The organism is Rhizobium altiplani (genome assembly GCF_001542405.1).
GTDB lineage: Bacteria > Pseudomonadota > Alphaproteobacteria > Rhizobiales > Rhizobiaceae > Rhizobium > Rhizobium altiplani.
In genome coordinates, this window is the sequence record NZ_LNCD01000034.1 from 98,145 (window position 1) to 116,614 (window position 18,470).

General features: G+C 59.2%; 14 protein-coding genes. 8 read left to right on the plus strand and 6 right to left on the minus strand.

Features of this window, described 5'->3' with window-relative positions; genetic code table 11:
- Positions 1-62: 62 nt before the first annotated feature.
- Positions 63-1,064 carry an ABC transporter permease gene (locus AS026_RS07240; RefSeq protein ID WP_062369224.1) on the minus strand — a complete coding sequence of 334 codons (1,002 nt, stop codon included), beginning with the start codon at positions 1,062-1,064 and terminating at the stop codon, positions 63-65.
- 62 nt (positions 1,065-1,126) lie between these two features.
- A complete protein-coding gene (locus tag AS026_RS07245) occupies positions 1,127-2,638 on the minus strand; it encodes a sugar ABC transporter ATP-binding protein (protein ID WP_062369186.1) in 1,512 nt (503 codons plus the stop codon).
- A 187-nt stretch (positions 2,639-2,825) separates the two neighbouring features.
- Here AS026_RS07245 and mtnK point away from each other — a divergent pair, with 187 nt between their 5' ends.
- The 5 genes from mtnK to AS026_RS07270 are packed head-to-tail and all read left to right on the plus strand — an operon-like array spanning position 2,826 to position 8,267.
- Complete coding sequence (gene mtnK / locus AS026_RS07250) at positions 2,826-4,097, plus strand: S-methyl-5-thioribose kinase (protein ID WP_062369187.1); 1,272 nt, start codon at positions 2,826-2,828, stop codon at positions 4,095-4,097.
- Entirely contained in the window at positions 4,094-5,188 is a 1,095-nt protein-coding gene (gene mtnA / locus AS026_RS07255) for an S-methyl-5-thioribose-1-phosphate isomerase (protein ID WP_062369188.1), read from the plus strand. Before mtnK ends, mtnA begins: the two co-directional genes overlap by 4 nt.
- A 3-nt stretch (positions 5,189-5,191) precedes the next feature.
- Positions 5,192-6,127, plus strand: a complete 936-nt coding sequence (locus AS026_RS07260; protein ID WP_062369189.1) for a transketolase — start codon at positions 5,192-5,194, stop codon at positions 6,125-6,127.
- 2 nt (positions 6,128-6,129) lie between these two features.
- Positions 6,130-7,131 carry a transketolase family protein gene (locus AS026_RS07265; protein WP_062369190.1) on the plus strand — a complete coding sequence of 334 codons (1,002 nt, stop codon included), beginning with the start codon at positions 6,130-6,132 and terminating at the stop codon, positions 7,129-7,131.
- Positions 7,131-8,267, plus strand: coding sequence for a RuBisCO large subunit C-terminal-like domain-containing protein (locus AS026_RS07270; RefSeq protein WP_062369191.1), 1,137 nt, complete (start codon positions 7,131-7,133; stop codon positions 8,265-8,267). The genes AS026_RS07265 and AS026_RS07270 overlap by 1 nt, the downstream gene beginning before the upstream one ends.
- A gap of 84 nt (positions 8,268-8,351) precedes the next feature.
- Here the strand turns inward: AS026_RS07270 and AS026_RS07275 are convergent, their stop codons facing one another.
- Together AS026_RS07275 and AS026_RS07280 are read right to left on the minus strand one after the other, a co-directional pair.
- Positions 8,352-10,337, minus strand: a complete 1,986-nt coding sequence (locus AS026_RS07275) for a CHASE2 domain-containing protein (protein ID WP_062369192.1) — start codon at positions 10,335-10,337, stop codon at positions 8,352-8,354.
- A complete protein-coding gene (locus tag AS026_RS07280; RefSeq protein WP_062369193.1) occupies positions 10,337-14,113 on the minus strand; it encodes a FecR domain-containing protein in 3,777 nt (1,258 codons plus the stop codon). The genes AS026_RS07275 and AS026_RS07280 overlap by 1 nt, the downstream gene beginning before the upstream one ends.
- A gap of 111 nt (positions 14,114-14,224) precedes the next feature.
- Here AS026_RS07280 and AS026_RS07285 point away from each other — a divergent pair, with 111 nt between their 5' ends.
- Positions 14,225-14,764, plus strand: coding sequence for a Pycsar system effector family protein (locus AS026_RS07285; protein WP_062369194.1), 540 nt, complete (start codon positions 14,225-14,227; stop codon positions 14,762-14,764).
- A 226-nt stretch (positions 14,765-14,990) separates the two neighbouring features.
- Here AS026_RS07285 and AS026_RS07290 read toward each other — a convergent pair whose 3' ends face one another.
- Positions 14,991-15,836 carry an arylamine N-acetyltransferase family protein gene (locus tag AS026_RS07290; protein WP_062369195.1) on the minus strand — a complete coding sequence of 282 codons (846 nt, stop codon included), beginning with the start codon at positions 15,834-15,836 and terminating at the stop codon, positions 14,991-14,993.
- A gap of 70 nt (positions 15,837-15,906) precedes the next feature.
- A complete protein-coding gene (locus AS026_RS07295; RefSeq protein ID WP_018858010.1) occupies positions 15,907-16,368 on the minus strand; it encodes a cupin domain-containing protein in 462 nt (153 codons plus the stop codon).
- Between the two features lie 276 nt (positions 16,369-16,644).
- Here AS026_RS07295 and AS026_RS07300 point away from each other — a divergent pair, with 276 nt between their 5' ends.
- Entirely contained in the window at positions 16,645-17,118 is a 474-nt protein-coding gene (locus AS026_RS07300) for a pyridoxamine 5'-phosphate oxidase family protein (RefSeq protein WP_245307381.1), read from the plus strand.
- A complete protein-coding gene (locus AS026_RS07305; RefSeq protein WP_062369196.1) occupies positions 17,115-18,458 on the plus strand; it encodes a GAF domain-containing protein in 1,344 nt (447 codons plus the stop codon). The genes AS026_RS07300 and AS026_RS07305 overlap by 4 nt, the downstream gene beginning before the upstream one ends.
- Positions 18,459-18,470: the final 12 nt, after the last annotated feature.

Below are 18,470 nucleotides of genomic sequence, written 5' to 3' on the forward strand. Positions count from 1 at the left end.
TCCTGTCTCCTCCACAGTAGACGCTTTGTTGTTCATGCGTATGCGCGAAGGGCCTCCCAGCCCTATCGTTTGCCTCTCTCCGAAAGAGCAAAGGTAAAGACCAGCGCGATGACGAGCACCGCGCCCTTGACGAAGTCCTGCGTATAGTAAGGCGCGTTCATCATCGTGAGGCCCTGCAGCAGGACACCGACGAAAAGGGCCCCTACTGCAGTCCCAAAGGCATTCGGCTTGGCGACTCCGAGCACGGCAAAGCCAATCAGGGCGGCGGCGACCGCGTCGAGCAAAAGATTGTTGCCGGAGGCGATGTCACCACGACCCAGACGCGCAGCAAGCAGAATGCCACCGATCGAAGCGAAGACGCCTGAGATGACGTAGGCAAACATCTTGTAGGCATTGACAGGCGCACCAGCGAGTTCCGCAGCACGCTCGTTCGAGCCGACGGCATACATCATCCGACCGAAGCGGGTATATTCCAGAAAAAACCAGATAAGGATGGCGAGCACGATCAGGACGACGACCGAAACTGGCACCAGATTCGGAAGAAGGAAGTCAAACTTGTGACGTCCAAGTGCCAAAAAGGCCGGGCTGAAGCTGCCAGTTGCGGTACTGCCATCGGGCAGGCTCATCCCGGTCGCGATCGACCGACCCTCGGTCGGAATGCGCTGCAGCCCGACAAGAAGGAACATCATTCCGAGCGTTGCCAGCAAGTCGGGAACGCGCATGTAGACGACTAGGAAACCATTGACCAACCCGATCACTATGCCGATCAGCAGGCAGACGGCGATCGCCGTCAAAGCATCGCCGTTCAAGATCACCATGATGTATGACGACGCCATCATTGCTGTCGTTGCGACCGAACCAATCGACAGATCGAAGCCACCGACGACCATGGTCGCTGTGACACCAAGCGCCAGAATGCCTGTGATCGATACCGACTGCAGGATGAAGACGGCGCTTTGCGGCGAAGCAAACCCGCTCGTAGCTATAGAGAAGTAGACGAGCATCACAGCAAGCAGCAGCAGAAAGCCATAGCGGATAGCGAGCTCGCGAATATTGGCGCCCATTGCTTGCGGTGGAACGATTTTTGCCGGCTGCGCTGCCGCGATCGGCGTGTCGTGATCAGTCATCAATTCACCATTTCATGCTGGCCCGCGATCTCGGCCAGGAGTTTACTGACATCGATACCGGCGTTTAGATGCTCGCCGGCCAGCGTCTGTTCGGACATCACCAGAATGCGGTCGGCAATTTCGAAGGCCTCATCGAGCTCCGTCAGGAACACAACAGTGGCTCTTCCTTGCGCCGATGCTCGAAGCTTCTCGGCAATGTCGCGGCGCGCGGCAATATCGACGCCCTGGAAAGGTTCATCGAGAACCAGCAATCGACAGGGTTGGCTTAGCCAGCGGGCCACCATCACCTTTTGCTGATTGCCACCGGAGAGCGTGTGCATCTCATCTCGTTCCGATCGGCAAACGATGCCGAGAGCGGAAATCTGCCGTTTAGCTTCGCCGCGCTCCGAACCGCGGCTGGAGATGCCGCCGACACGGGCGAGCCGCTTCAGGAAAGGAAGGCTGATATTCTCGTAAATATTGAAATCGGGGACGATGCCATTGTCCGCGCGGTCCTTGGCGACGAGGAAAACTCCTTCGGCAATGGCCTCTTGAGGTGTGCGCGGCTGATATCGCCTGCCATCAAGCGACATGCGTCCTGCAAACGGCTGTCTGGCGCCGAAAAGCGTCTCGGCAAGCGCGGTCTTGCCAACACCGACGAGACCGGTGACGGCAACGACTTCTCCCTCACGCAGCACGAAATCAAAAGGACGTGCGCTCGGCGAGAGCATGAGCTCTTCGGCGCCGAGGACTGTCGCCCCGCCGTCGCGAACGGCAATGCCGTCATGGCTGATCGCTTTGCCGAGCATCGCATTCACCGCACCCTCATAGTCGAGGTCAGGTCCCGTGAAGGTGCCGGTAATACGTCCGTCACGCAGGCTGACGATACTGTCTGCCAGGCGCCGGATATCCGACATGCGGTGCGAAATATAGAGGATGGCGACACCCCGTGCGCGCAAGCGATCGACAAGCTGGAAGAGTCGCTCGGCCTCGGCGCTTGACAACGAAGACGTCGGTTCATCGAGGATAAGTACCTTTGGCTCGTGGGCCATCGCACGGGCGATGGCCACCATCTGCCGGTCGGCAAGAGATAGGCCCGAGATGCCAACGCCGAGATCAAGGGAAAGGCCCATGCGATCGGCCACTGCCTTGGCTTCGCGCCGCACGCGCCTCAGATTGAAAAACCAGCGCGCGGAACGCCCGTTCAGCCGGTCAAGCGTCAGGTTTGTTGCGACATCCAGATCAGCTACCACCCCATCGTTTATATTCTGATGAACGGTAACGACGCCGGCGCGGATGGCTTCAGCCGGTGACGACGGCGAAAAAATCTGCCCCGCCAGCGAAATATGGCCGGCGTCACGCGTGTAGACACCGCTTACGATGCGCACGAGCGTAGACTTGCCAGCACCGTTTGCACCCATAAGTGCGGTTACAGAACCGGCGCGAAGCGACAGATCGACTCCGCCGAGCACCTGGATACGACCAAAAGATTTCCGCAATCCCTCGACGCGGAACACAGGTTCTTCGTTCATCTCCGTCCTCCCACGGTGATGCTAGGCCGGGGCGTCATCATTTGTCAAGCTCGTTGACATTTGACAAATCGACCCATATCAAATGTCATCACGATCGAAGAGTGCAAGATCGCTGACTGCCCAAAGAGGAGGGAAGTCAGCCGCGCGGAGGGAGTTGGCACCGCGAAAACGGTCCGGGGAGGAAGAAATGACGGATACGAAGCCGTTCGTGGCCCTGTGCCCCGAAACGTTGCCGCAGCGGCTGGGAGGCCTAGCGGCACTCATTGAAAAATTGGGCGAGAACCAGGGTAGCTGGCGCGTCAAGGAAGTCGGAGACGGCAACCTTAATCTCGTCTTCATCGTGGAAGGCGAGCGAGGAAAGGTGATCGTCAAGCAGGCGTTGCCCTATGTCCGCCTTGTCGGCGAGAGTTGGCCGCTGCCGCTCAAGCGCTCTTACTTTGAGTATCATGCGCTGATGCGCCAATCGGACCGCGATCCCGGAATGGTACCGGAGATTTTCCATTTCGACGTCGATCAGGCGATCATCGTCATGGAATTCCTGTCACCCCATATCATTCTGAGGCGTGCTCTCATCGAGGGCCAGCGACTGCCCAGGATCGGCCGTGATCTCGGTCTATTTGCTGCACGCACGCTTTTCCGCGGCTCCGATCTCGCCATGACCGCCCGCGAGCGAAAACAGGATCTGGCGCTGTTTTCCGACAATGTCGAACTGTGCGACATCACGGAGAATCTCGTCTTTTCAGACCCCTATTTCGAGGCGTCGCTCAATCGTCACACATCACCACAGCTCGATGGGATCGTGGCCGAACTGAGGGCGGATCGCGATTTGAAGGTCGAGGCACAAAAGCTGAAGCACCTTTTCGCCACCAAGGCCGAGACCTTGCTGCATGGCGATCTTCATACCGGCTCCGTGATGGTGACGATGGATGAAACCCGCGTCATCGATCCGGAATTCGCCTTCTATGGCCCAATCGCCTTCGACGTCGGCATGATGATCGCCAATTTCTGGATGAGCTATTTCTCGCAGGCGGGCCACGAACAGAACGGCAATCGCGAGGCTATGCGGGACTATCTGCTCAACGTCATCGAAACTATCTGGGCAACCTTCTGCGAGGAGTTTTCGGACCTGTGGCGTAGCGAGCGCAACGGCATCCTCTATCAGCGCTCGCTCTTCGAAGATCGCGGCGACCTGCTCGGCGCCGAACAGGCACTCGATCACGTCTTGCACGAGATCTGGACCGACATGCTCGGCTTTGCCGGCGTCGAGATCCACCGTCGCATCCTTGGCCTCGCCCATAATGCCGATTTCGAAACCATCGCGGATTTGGATTTGCGAGCACGCTGCGAGTGCAAGGCATTGAAACTCGGCCGCCATCTCGCCGTCAATCGCCGGCATATTCACAGCCTCGCGGAGATCAACTCGCTCGCCAAACGACTCGAGAAGGAGACAGTCATTTGAAAGTTGGAGCGCGTCACTACCACACCATCTGGCTGAATGACGACGGCGCATCAGTCGACATTATTGACCAGCGGTGGCTGCCGCACGAGTTTCGCGTGGTTACGCTGAAGAGCGTCGATGACGTCGCAGTAGCGATCAGGGACATGTGGGTGCGCGGAGCACCACTGATCGGCGTGACAGCAGCCTACGGGGTCGCGCTTGCCATGGCCGCCGACAGCAGGAACACCTCCCTCGACGCAGTGTGGAATACACTCCATGAAACGCGACCGACCGCAATCAACTTGCGCTGGGCACTGGATACGATGCGCAGCTTCCTGCTCGAGCTCCCGGAGAGTCAGCGCGCTGAAGCCGCCTACAGGCGTGCTGCCGCCATCGCCGACGAGGATGTCGACCTCAACCGCAGCATCGGCATGAACGGCCTCACAGTCATTCGCGAGATCGCCGCTCGCAAGAAGCCCGGCGAGCCCGTGAATATTCTCACTCACTGTAATGCCGGCTGGCTTGCGACGGTTGACTACGGCACGGCGACGGCTCCGATCTATCTCGCGGCTGAAGAGGGGATTCCTGTCCATGTCTATGTCGATGAGACACGCCCCCGCAACCAGGGCGCTCAGCTAACGGCCTGGGAACTGAAGGGCCACGGCATTCCCCATACACTCATCGTCGACAATGCCGGCGGCCATCTGATGCAGCATGGCGAGGTCGACATGGTAATCGTCGGCACCGACAGGACCACGGCCAGCGGCGACGTCTGCAACAAGATCGGCACCTATCTGAAGGCGCTCGCCGCAAAGGACAACAACGTACCATTCTATGTTGCCCTCCCCTCACCGACGATCGACTGGACGGTGCAGGACGGTGTACGCGAAATCCCGATCGAGGAACGTAGCGGCGACGAGGTCACCTTCGTGCAAGGACGTGGTGCGGGCGGCGAAATTGCGAGCGTACGGGTTTCGCCGGAAGGAAGCCCCGCAGCCAATCCTGCTTTCGACGTTACTCCGGCGCGTCTGATCACTGGCCTTATCACCGAACGCGGCATTGCAGAAGCATCGCCCGCCGGTTTGAAGGCGCTTTTTCCCGAACGGAGATAACTCATGACCATCGCGAACAAGCAGACGACGGAGGATGTCGCCGCCGGCATTCGCAGGCGTGTCTTCGTGCACACGATGCGCAACAACGGTGGCTACCTCAGCCAGGCCTGTTCCGCGGCCGAGAGTCTGGCGTTCCTTTATAACGAAGCGCTCGTCCTTGGCGAACCGACGCTGCCGAAGACCCCTCTGCCCTTCGCGGGCGTGCCGTCGTCCAAAAATCCCGACGCATTTACCGGCGCCGGCTATCATGGCGCCTTTGCTCCGGAATACGACCGCTTCATCGTCTCGCCCGCCCACTATGCGCTGGTCATATACTCGGCGTTGATTCAGGTCGGCCGGATGGACGAGAACGCGCTTGATCATTTCAATCGGGACGGAGGGTCAGTCGAAATGATCGGCGCCGAGCACAGCCCAGGCATGGAAGTGACAACCGGATCGCTTGCGCAAGGGCTATCGATGGCATCGGGCATAGCCTGGGCGCGCAAGCGCCGCGGCGAACCAGGCAAGGTCTGGGTCTACATGTCCGATGGCGAATTCCAGGAGGGGCAGACGTGGGAATGCCTGGCGGCAATGAGCTATCACGGCATCGACAACATCCGCGTCGTCGTCGATGTCAATCGGCAGCAATGCGATGGGGCGATGTCCTCGGTTCTTGATCTCGGCGACCTGCCGGCGCGCATCGCTTCCTTCGGCGCTACCTGTCGATCGATTGACGGACATGATCTGCAGGCATTTCGGGCTGCAGCCAATAGCTCAGAGGCACGCAGGCCTCTGGTCATCCTTGCCAATACATCGCCCTACGAGGGCATGCCGTTCTTAAAGAAGCGCTTCCCTCGCCTTCACTACGTCCGTTTCAAATCGGCGGAAGAGCGCGAAGAAATGCAGACGGCAATCGGCACCGAGCTTCGCGTCGATCCCGCTGAAATCGCGAGGGCCTGATCATGGTCGAAATCGTCAACCGCCCCTATGCCAGAGCCTTCGAGGACTTCGCTTCCTCGCGCCCGGAAGTGCTTTGCCTGTCCGCCGATCTGACATCATCCTGCGAAGTCGACGGCTTTCGCGACCGCTATCCCGATCAGTTTCTGTCGCTCGGCATGGCCGAACAGAACATGCTGTCTTTTGCCGGCGGCCTTGCAATGCAGGGTTTCCGACCCTTCGTCCATACCTTCTCCGTCTTTCTCTATCGCCGCCCTTACGACCAACTGATCAACTCCATCGCTTACTCCAACCGCAAGGTTCGAATGATGGGTTTCCTGCCCGGAATTACGACACCGGGCGGCATCACCCATCAGGCGATCGAAGACATATCGGTCATGCGCGCCATCCCGAACATGACGGTCCTCGAAACCGGCGATGCCACCGAAGTGGAGAGCGTTCTTGAGGTGGCAGACAGCATCGACGGCCCGGTGTACGTCCGAGTTCTGCGCGGCGAGGTCCCGCGGCTTTTTTCGACACCTTTCGAATTCAACCGACTGCGGACGCTGAGCGAGGGAGGCGATATCCTCGTCGTCTCTTCGGGCGTGTGCACCGAAGAGGCCTTACGTGCTGCCGGGCCGCTGAAAAACCGCGGGATCGGCATCCACCACCTGCATGCCTCGACGCTGAAGCCGTTTGATCGCGACGGCCTGCTGAAGGCGGCACGCGGCAAGAAAGGTATAGTCACGCTCGAGAACCACACAATCAATGGCGGACTCGGATCGCTGGTCGCCGAAATTCTTGCCGAGGAAGGGCTTGGCATCCGCCTTCGCCGACTGGGACTGGAAGACACCTTCGCGCATGGCGCCTCCAAACCCTATCTTATGAAGAAGTACGGGCTCGATGCCAGCGCACTGACGCAGGCGATCGGCAATCTCCTGGGGCGCGCCCTCGACATAGCCGATCCTGAGTTCGAAGCGGTCCGCCTCGACACGGTTCATTCGGTACAGAAGGCAGAGGCGCTCTGATGGCATCGCGTTTTTCCGTCAGCTACTGGCTCGACGCCACCGGCGAAAAAGAAGCGCGAGCGCGAGCCTTGGATATCGCAGTCGAACAGACGGTGGAAATCCCAAGAGAGATCGTGCCGCGTGGCTACGTTGAGGACGAGATTCTCGGCCGGTTGGAAAACCTGAAATCCGCCGACGCCGAGCGCGGCGGCTTCCTGGCTGAAATTTCCTACAGCGAGGACGATGTGGGTGGCGATTTCCTGCAGCTTCTGAACATCGTCTTTGGCAACTCCTCGATCAAAACCGGTACGCGCGTCGAATCTCTGCAGCTGTCGGACGGCTTGCGCAAGCTTTGCCCTGGACCACGTTTCGGCGCTGCCGGATTGCGCGCCCGAACAGAGGTCAATTCTGGTCCGCTCATCATGTCGGCGATCAAACCCGTGGGTCTATCGACGTCCGAACTCGCCGATCTCACTCACCGCTTTGCCTTGGGTGGCACGCATCTTATCAAGGACGACCACGGGCTCGTTGATCAGCCGACCTCACCTTATCCCGAGCGCCTTAAGGCCTGCGTCGAAGCCGTTGCCGAGGCAAATGCCAGCACCGGATTTCAATGCGCATACGTGCCCAACATCACAGGACCGGCGTCGCAGATCTTCGAGCGCGCCTTCTTGGCAAAGGAAGCGGGCGCGGGTGCGGTTATGCTGGCACCGTCACTCGTCGGCTTTGACGTGTCCCGTACGCTTGCCGCCGACCCCGGTTTCTGTCTGCCGATCATCTCGCATCCGACTTTTGCCGGCGCCAATGTCATCACGCCAACGACGGGTTTTTCGCACCGCTTCTACTTCGGAACGCTGCAAAGGCTCATGGGTGTCGATGCGGTCGTGTTTCCGAATTTCGGCGGGCGGTTCGGCTTCTCGCGCGAAGAGTGTCTGTCCATCCTCCACGGTTGCACGGAGGATCTTGGCGAGCTGAAGCCCATTTTTCCTGCGCCTGGAGGCGGCATGACGTTCGAGCGGATAGCCGACATGCAGCAGGTTTACGGGAACCATGTGATTTATCTGATCGGCGGCGCGCTTTTGCGCGAGAGCGATCTCGCATCCGCGTGCCGGGCGTTGCGAGCGCGCATCGCTGACCTATCTCTCCCGGCCAACTAACGCCCTCCGCTGCGCACGCCTCCGCGAGACCGCTCGCAGGGCAAACTCCGTGTCGATCAGATGGCCGAGATCGCCGTTGTCCGACTAGTCGTCGACCCGCCGCGCACACTCGCTTTGGACAATTGAGTAATAGAGACGAAGCGATGGAAAGGCCGCGGTGAGCGTCTCAAACATGGCATCGAGGGGAAGCAACGTTCTATTGTACTTAGCGGCCAGGAAAGCTTTATGCACTTCCACCAGCTCCGCGCTCGCGTCCTCAACAATCGTATACACAGGCGACGGCGTCGTTCGTCCCTTCACGACGATTTGGTCGAGCTCCATCACGTTATAAAACCCGCCTACGAGACGTGCAGTTTCCTCCCCAAGCAAGATAGCGACGCCGTAGTTTTTTGACGCCCCTTCCAGGCGCGAGGCGAGATTGACGGAATCCCCGAGGCAGGAATAGTCGAAACGCCGGCTCGAGCCCATGTTGCCGACGACACATTCGCCTGTATTGATCCCAACGCCCATCTTGAGAACATGCTGTGGTGACCCGCTTGCTCGCGCTTCTATCTCGAGTTCCTTGTTGAGCCTCCCGATGGCCGTCTGCATTGCAATCGATGCCTGAACAGCGCGGAGCGCGTGCTCAGGGTCATCGAGGGGAGCGTTCCAGAATGCCATGATGCAGTCGCCCATGTACTTATCGATTGTCCCTCCGTGATCCATGACGATATCGGAGAGCGGCGTCAGCAGGCGGTTGATCAGACCGGTTAGCTTTTCCGGATCATCCTTCATCGTTTCGGCGATTGTCGTAAAGCCACGAACGTCGGAAAATAGCACCGACAACGTTCGTCTTTCGCCGCCGAGTTTCAGCTGCGAAGGGTCATCCGATAGCCTTTTGACAAGATCGGGTGAAATGTATTGAGAAAATGCGCGGGTAATGCGTTGCTTGTTTCGGCGCTCTTCCGCAAAGTCGAAAGCGGCCTGGCCGAAGGCGACCGAGGCAAATGCAACGGTCGGCCCAAGCGGTGATACGAAGAAATGGCCGAAACGCAGGCCTGCGTAGGACAGCAGTGCGAATAAGCAGATGGCGACAACAGTTGCCAGGAGGGTGAGCCAGCCAGTCGATTTCCAGACGGTTGCAGCAGCGAATGCGGCTGCGAGCAGAACAAATCCAATAAAAGGCACCAGGCTCGTGCGATTGATCGACAGCCGCTGCCGAAGATTGTCATAGATCGTTGCCTGGATCTCGACGCCGGCCGTTAGCTTCCCCGTGTGCATCGTGTATGGGGTGGCAAAGGCATCAGCACCTCCCTTGTCGATCTCCGGGGCGTTCTGGAGACTAAGACCCACCAGGACAACGCGGTTATTGAACGTTCCTTCGGGCAGGAACGTCTTCGGGTCGAGTGCCTGATAATATGAGACCGTCTGATAGCTCCGTGCCGGGCCAAAGGACTGGATCATCGCGTCCTGCGGGACCGGCACTCCATCGTGGCCAGCGGCTCGCAAAAGCGTGGCGGCAAAGCCGTCTTCGTAGATCGGGATGGTCCGGAAGACACCGTCCCCACCAAGTTCGATTGAGGCAATGCCCGTGCGAGCACCGGCCGCGGTGAGTTGCGGCAAAGGTGTAGCCCGCACGAGTTGGTCGGCTTGCGGCGTTTCGATCAAGGTTTCGTCGCCTGCAAGCACGATGTCAGGGCCGACCGCGGCGGCAATTGCAGTATCGTTCTCCGGTGTCGAGGGCTCTGCCATGATGATATCGAGGCCGACTGCCTTTGCGCCGGCTTCTCGCAATTGCCGGATCAACTGAGCATGCAGGCTGCGCGGCCACGGCCATTGTGCGTTGATCGCAGCAAGCGAAGGCTCGTCGATGGCAACGATCACCGGCCCCTCCCCCGGCGGCACCAGGCCATCGATCGTCGACAGATAGTCGAAGGATTTGAGCTCCAGCAGCGGCCAAGCTGGCAGGCGCGAGAGTAGCGAGATCCCGATCAATGTCAGGAGAATAAGGACGAGCAGCCGGAGGCTGCGGTTGCTGAACAGCCAACCGGCAGATCCTGAAGCCGGACCAAGGGTCGGTGTCTTGTTCATCAGAAACGAACTTTGAATGTGCCCTTCACGGCACGTCCCCAACCAGGAACACCCGGCGTTATTTCAAATTTCTCATCGAGGAGGTTGAACGCAGCCACTTCAAGAGCAAAGCGCTTGTCGAACGGCTCCCATATCATATTGGCATCAAGCGTCCAGAAGTCATCAAGCTCCGTCCCGATGTCGTCTCCGTCCCGTTTGCCGATATAATTCGCAGCGATCGTCGCTTTCACCTTCGCTTCGTTAACCCAGGTTAGAGCGACCTGACCCGAGTTGCGTGGCACGAACGGAAGCGCACCGCCAAAGTTGACGCTTGCTTCATCCTTATTCTCCGAGTCCATACGAGCATAGGTCGCGGAAAGGCCAAACCCGTTCCCCAACGCAAAATTTGCCGTGACGCTTGCGCGGTCGAGGCTTGCTCGTTCCAAAGTCAAGCTATCGAAGGCGGGAAGCGCCGTCAGCGGCAGCCCGATCGTCATGTCGTGCAATTCCTGGTGCTGATAGCTCATGGACGTGAAGAACCTGTCCGTCCACTGGGAATCCCATTGTAGTTGAGCCGTGTCGACGTAGCCATCGACTCCAACCGCAATCTGATTGGGCTGCAGCCCGACAATACCGATCGGGGCAAGTGTCGGAACGCCGATCTCGACGCTCTGACGCATGAATGCGGCGCGCAACCATTGATCTTCGACCGGCGCCCAGGCCACGCCCAATCGCGGCTCCAGCCGGCTGACATCCGTACCGTCTCCATCCAGCCACGTGGCATGGAGCGCGTATTCAGCCTTCAGGTCCGGAGTGATCTCGTGCAGCAAGTCTACGTAGGCGCGCGTCAGGTTTGTTCGATTGGATGCTTCTTCAGGGTCGATCGTCACATCCGGGACAAAAAGGGAAAACAGCTCGAAGAACTCGGCAAAGCCGCTGGCACGCGTGTCGATCCATCCTCCCTCAAGTCCGTAGCGCCAGGTCAAGCCGTTGTCAGTGCCAAGGCTGTGACTGATGGCTGCGACATAGCTTTTGGACGATAGGCTTTCATTTGTGTGCCCGAAGGGAACGAGGTCCGGCGGGGGCCCTCCGAGGAAAGGCACAGCTGACTGATCGAACACGAAGTCATTCGTACTCTGCGACTTAACTTCAGAATAAAGCAGTGCCGCATTAACGATATTTCGGTAGCCGAATGTATGGCTCCAGCCTACGCCACTGTTGAGATTATCGAGACTGTTGTGTTCGCTGCGATAGAAGGGCAGTTCGGGCGGAGCGAGGTCAAATCCGAGAAGAGGAAAGAAGAGTTCGTCATTGAACCGGGCCGAAGGCGATGGATCAAGTGTCAGCGAATTCAGGTCGAAGTCGCTTCGGCTTTGATTGATGAAGGCAACCAGCCGATCCTCAGGGGTTAGAGTGGCCGTGATATAGCCGTTGGCGCTCAGCAGCTTGTTCTCGGTAGAGAAGTTTCCGAAGTTGGCATAATCTCCCTCGGCTGGAATTTCCTCCCACTCGAAATTGCCGAAAAAGCTGATCGGGATCGTCTCGTTGGCAAAGCCCTGAATCTCGGCTTCACCGACACGCCCGGTGTGGCCGCCAACGCTGTTTATGCCGCCACCGATAGAACCTTCGATAAATGGCGTGCGAAGGAGCGTGGCCGATCTCGACCGACCTGACAACATGTGCGGATCGAGCAGCAGTCCCTGGAACAGGGAGGAAAAGCTCGTTGCGTTGGCGGTGTTTTCAATCACGCTGTCGCCAAAGGTAATGGCGTTCTTGAACGGGTTGATACTTCCCTTGAGGGCCTGGTCAGTAAACCCGCTACCTTCAAACGGATCAAAGACCGCGTCGCCGTAATATCGGCCCCAGGCGTCGAGGCCCTGCAAGCGAAACGCGTTGTTGAGCGTAGATCCGGCGTCCTGGTTGGCTCCAAGCGCGCTGAAATCCCCGCCGCGGGCACGCGCGCGCCTCAGAAACTCCTGAGCGTTTGCTATCGCGCCGTCGGCATCGTAGTCGTCAATGGCAACGGCGGTTCGGAATGCTGCAATAACGGGATCATTCTTGTCCAGTCGGTCGGCATTCTCGAGCGCCTGATTTGAAGGGTCCCTGTTGCCACGCTCATAGTGGCCTGCGGCCAGCATGAGCTGCGCTTGCGAGTAGCTCGGATTGGCGGTGGATGCCGCCAGCAGGTCTTCGATCGCCTTTTCTCGTTCACCCGTCTGGAGATAGTAGCGTCCACGCGCAAGCAGTGCGACGTCGAAGGCTGGATCGGCGGCCAATGCCAGGTCGATCTCCCGCTTGGCTTCCTTCATGCGCGATTGGTCGAGATAAAGGATCGCAAGATTGGCGTGGCTGATCGGATCGTCGGGATCGAGTTCGATCGCCTTTTTAAAGGCAACCTCCGCCTCACGGCTGGCACCGCGAGCGTCCTGCAGCAGGCCGAGATCATTCCATGCCATCGCGGAGCCTGGCGCAATCTCGATCGCTTTGTTCAGGTCTGCAAGCGCTGCATCGAGATTTCCCTCGAAGTCGGCGCGCATACGAGCGCGGGCCTGCAAGCCATCAGGATCCATGGGGTCGATCGAAAGTGACCGTTCGATCGCCTCCCGCATCTGGGCGCGGTCATTGATCAGAAGGGCCAGCTGTGCGCGCAGTGCCGGCAGCCGCGAATCCGTCGGATAACGCGCTTCTGCTTCCTTCATCGTCCTGATGGCCGCGGGAATATCTTCGAGGAAGCCGGCCGTATAGGCCTTCATAGCCGCAGCATAGGGACCTGTGATCGATGCGGGGGGCGTCTCCACATGATCGGGGTCGCGTAGCGAGCGGGAATAGTAGCCACCGTAGGCGGCAATGCTCCGGCGCTGCGGATCGAGTGCAGGCTCGGCCCGTGAAAACAGTCGTGCTGCATCGTCATAGCGTTTTTCAGCACCGGCGATCAGGGCTTCGATCAAATCTGCACGGGCGCTTTGGGTAACCGACAACTTGAGCGCCCGAGCTCTCGCCAACGACTTGAGTGCCTCCCGGCGACCATCAAATGACAACTGTACTTCGGCGAGCGTCAACCAGTCTTCCGCGGTTCTTGCTTCCGGTGTCCTGGCCTCGATGCGGCCGCGCTCGGACCTCATTTTCTCCATCGGCAGGGGCGAGGCAGGCATGAAGGTAAAACCACCGCGCAGCGTTAGATAGAACAGCATCTGCTCGCGATCGTCTGGTGTCACAATGACCAGCTTGCGCGGTGCCTGTCCGATCGTCGCAACTGCCGCTTCGCCCTGTGCGACTTCGACGCTACCGTGCTCGTTTTTAAGCTCTACCCGGCCCTCGAGCACGATCAGCGAGGTCTGGTCGCCCTTGACCGTCATTGTCCAGTCGGTGCCACGAATGGCAGCGGCTGCGGCCGGTGTCTCGACCGTCAGGCCCTGGCCACCGCGCTGAGCGCGTGCCCAGATCGTACCAGATTGCAAATTGAGAATCGTGTCACCGTCGGCAGCCATCTGCTTGACCTGCAGCGCAGAATTGCGGCCCAGGCGCACCTGCGTGTGATCGGCAAACAGGATCGCCAATTGACCATTGGCATTGGTGCGCAGCACGTCGCCGCCGAGCAAGTCCTGATGAAGAGCGACGTTCTGCCAATCGGAAAGATCGACGAAACGAACCTCTTCTCCCGTCTTGCGGTCAATCACCGAGCCGGCAGCTCGCGCGGTTCGCTGGATAGGCTCTGCTGCGGCGGGATGCGTCAAATATAACGCAATCACCGCGATCGCTGTGCCCCCGCACGCGTATCTCGTAAATCTACCCCACATATTGGAAGGATTTGTCTGCCTATAGTTGAAAAGTCAAGCGCGAGGACCACAGGGATTTGCTTTGTTGCCGGAGTGTAATATTAGGGAAACACTTCAGCATGGGGATGCAATGTGAGTGACGTCGAGAACACCACGGACTTTTTGAGTAGTTCGCCATCAAATACTGATATCAGTTCAGAGTACTTCGATCACATCAAGAAGATAAACGATATATTCTACGATCAAATCAAGATTTCAGACCAAAAAGCTGCGTATATTTTTACATTCATGCTCGCGTTTCTTGTTACATCGAGCGAGGGACGTGAGGTTTTTGCCTGGAGCCGCTACGCCCACGGGACGCCGGTAGGCATTCTTTTCTCCGGCGCGCTTGCTCTGGCTTCAATCTTTTCGATTCTTTCTGCGATTCTCGTCGTCCTGCCTCGGCACTTGAATTCGTCAACATCCCTGTTCTGGGGCACCTGGCACAAGCACCGAGGACACTTTTGTGAAGCCGCGGGCAAGCGCGACGCCGGCTATCTGTTTGAACAATACCTCGAAAACGCCGACATTCTTTCGACCATCGCGCGTGGAAAATACCGGTGCGTCGTCTGCGCATTCCGGGGGCTGATGGTGACCGTCGTGGCTTACATTCTCTTGCTTGCAGCGACGTAAGAGGCTCTGTCTTTTGGCATCCCTCGCATGGCACGGCCCCGCTTTGGCCATGTCGTAATGCGGAGCTCTCAGGTTTCACGGGCTTTTGGGCGCCCCCGCACGCGGAACCTTATGCCGATACCTGAACCCCGCCAATGGCGAGTGCCGTGTTCAGGGCGAGACGGTCATAGAATTATGTGAAGCATCGATGTTTCCTCGAGTTCCAGAGTGTTGATGGGCGGCCTTTTCAGGCCGCCTTGTTATGACCAATCGCCTGGATCTTTTCCCAGACCCGTCCGAGGTGGGGAACGTCGAGGTCGAAAAAGGTTTCGAACGTGTCCGCGAGATGGTCCGCGCTTGTGATGCGCAGCTCGCGAACGCTGTTTGGCGTTACGCTGCGCAAACGATCGTTCTGCAGGGCGACATAGCCGTCCGTGGTATGACGCAGAACGGCAAGCGCATTTGTGAACGGCGACCCCGGGTCCTGCGTCAACCAGGCATGCGTCGCTGCCATGGCCGCCTCGTCGCTGTGGTCCGCCCGGAAATCGAAGCTGGGCGCTATACCCCGCATGTGATTGTTGAAGCGCAACCAGCCGTCATCTGTCGGCATGATCGAAAAATCGAAACCGCGCTGGCTGATGGGTCCGACGGCAAGCGGGACGGGTTCGATGATGGCGTCGGCCACGCCCACTTCAGCGAGATAAGGTCGATGAAGATCGACCCGCAGCGTCAGGTGATTCCCGATCGCGATGTCCCCCAGTTTTTCACGGTCGACGCCGCCGCAAAGGCGGGTCACCCGAAAGCCGAGTGCATCGAGAGCCGCACCGAAGAGGCCATTCATCTCGTAGCACCAACCGCCGCGCCTTCCTTCCACCATCTTGGCGAAAGCCGATCTTGGTGTGATCGAGGACGGCCACTCCATGAAGGCATCCAGCGCTTCCCATGTGAATGTCATGAGGTGGGCGCGATGCAGTCTCGACAGGCTCTGAAGGTCGAGAGAAATAGGCCGGGAGACCCCGATCTTAGCAAGATAGGCATCCAGCTGATTGGCTGTCAGCGTCATTTCGTTTTCGTTTGAAGGCGCGCGTGTCATCCTTCGGTCTCCTTTCGATGGACCGTTATTGAATTCTCGATGCTGTATTTCAGGGTGGCTTGTCGCCGGATCAGGCGACCTTGCGGCCTTCGACGGGCAGGAAGGTCAGGCCGAAATCCATCGCGACAGAGGCGATTTGCTCGGGCGTTTCGGGCTTGCAAAGCTCGATGATCGGAAAGAAATTCTCGAACCCGCCGGGCGTCACAACGACCATGATATGGCCTTCGCTTTCGCCGACATTCCGGAAGCGATGCGGAACGCCGCGTGGCAGCGCGATGCAGCCCCCTTCCGTCAGTTCGACATAGTCACCGGCACACCAGAAACCGAAGCGGCCCGACAGGACACGGAAGAATTCATCCTCGCGCTCGTGCATATGAAGCGGCGGACCTTCTCCGGGCGGAACGGTGGCCTCAAACATACCGAACGAACCGCCGGTGTTGGCCGCCATCATGCGTATGACATGCTTGCCGAACGCCATTGCCGGCGTTCCATGGTTCGGCGGCGATACCGCCGCATGCGTAAACTTCTCCATCATTCACTCCAGGCTTCAGCCGTTTCGGTTGCGACTAATTCGTGCACGGACGGGTTCGGATGCCGTGCCGGTCCGACATGCCGGCATGATCTCGGCGTTTGCAGCTTCGGTGGCATAGATCCACAAACGACCGGGCAGATGGTTATCCAGACGGTCCAATCCGTGCGGCGTTTCTATAGCGCGCAGGAAAAACGCGCGTTCCTAAAAGAATGTGCAAACCGTGCCGAATATCCTAAAAGGATGCTAAAGAGGGTTAGGACACGCAGGGGGGCGGCGGTGCAGGTCGACGACAAGCTTCTCGATTTCTTCAAGCGACCGCTTATGTGCATCATCGCCGCCGCCGACGAAACGGGGCACCCATCCGCTGGACGCGGAGTCGGCTTCCACATTTTCGACGACCGGGAGACGATCGACGTCATCTTCTCGTCCTGGCAATGGCCTCGGCTCGAAACCTCCGTCCGGCAGACGGGCCGGATTGCCGCCACCTTCGTCAGTCCATCTGACTATGTAAGCTTTCAGCTCAAGGGGGCCGCCTCGATGCGGGAAACTGAGGCACATGATATCGATTGTGCCGACCGCTTCATCGCGGCAGCCACGGGCGAGCTTGAAGCCCTTGGAGTGCCCGGACGCATCATTACGCCGTGGCTTACTGCTCGCGAGGCCAAGGTCGTCAGGCTTTCCGTGAGTGAAATATACATCCAGACGCCCGGCCCGCTTGCCGGCATGCTGGCTTTCGCGAGGCCCAGATGAGCTTGCGTCTCAGCGACCTGTCAGCCTGCTTCGAAGGTGTCATTCCCTCCATCATCGCCACTGCCGCGGCCGACGGAACGCCGAACATCTCCTATCTTTCTCATGTGGTGCGGGTCGACGAAGACCACGTTGCCCTCTCCAATCAGTTCTTTGCCAAGACGGCGGCGAACGTGCGCGCCAACCCTCAGGTCGCGCTGATCCTCGTCGATGGCTTCACGGGCGACCAATTCCTGCTCGACATCGGTTTCGTGCGCTCCGTCGATGCCGGCCAGCTGTTCGACAAGATAGCGCTCCAGCTCAAGGCGAGCAGCGCGCAGGTCGGCATGTCGGAGGTAATGCGGCTGCGGAGCGCTGATATCTTCCGTGTGCGCCGGATCGAGAAGGTCCCCTCCCCGGTGGAAACCGCGCGTAGCCCGACAGGCCGTGATCCCGTCAGCCTTCCCGCTCTCTCGGACGCAATCCGGGCCATCGAACGGCAGGGAGAAGCGGACGAGATCATCGATAGCCTCCTCGCCGGTATTCAGCGCGTTCTCGGATATCGAAATGCGGTCGTGCTCATCCATGATAGCCATCGCGGCTGCCTGATCACGACCGGCAGCCTCGGCTACGACCGCTCGGGACTGGGATCCGAAATCGCCGGGAGCGAGGGGCTGATCGGCGCGGCGGCAACGAGCGGGCAAACGATCAAGGTCAGCGACATGAGCCGCGTGCGCCGGCTCGGGGAAGCGATCGGCATGGAGGCAGAGGCATCGGAAAACGCCACGCGTATCGTCGCCTTTCCGCAATTGCCCATGGTAATGAGCCAGATCGCCGTTCCCATGTCAGCTCGAGGCACCGTGACCGGAGTACTTTTCGTCGAAAGCGCGGAACGGCTGGCCTTTCGCGAGGAAGATGAGGCAGCCCTTGAAATTCTGGCGGGACAGGCCGCCAGCGCCTTAAGGGCGAGCGAACGGGAGGCGGCGTCGGCCGAGCCGGCGCAGGGTGCACCCGCGCTTGCATCCGAACCTGCGGCCAGCGGCCGGGATATCCGTGTTGTCCATCATCGCGTGGACGACAGCGTGTTCGTCGACGGTACCTATATCGTGAAGGGCATTGCCGGTACGCTGCTTCGTCTGATGCTCGAATGGCACCTGAGCGAGGGCCGCAACGAGTTCACCAACAGGGAGATGCGGCTGGCCGTTGGCGGCCGGATGCCGGAGATCAAGGACAATCTCGAGACCCGGCTGTTGCTGCTGCGCCGGCGGCTCGAAGAGAAGCGGGCCCCAATCCGGATTGTCAGGGTCGGAAGGGGCCGCGTTCGTCTGGAAGCGGAAGGAGCACTCAGGTTCGACGGCGCTTGAAAAGCGCTGCCG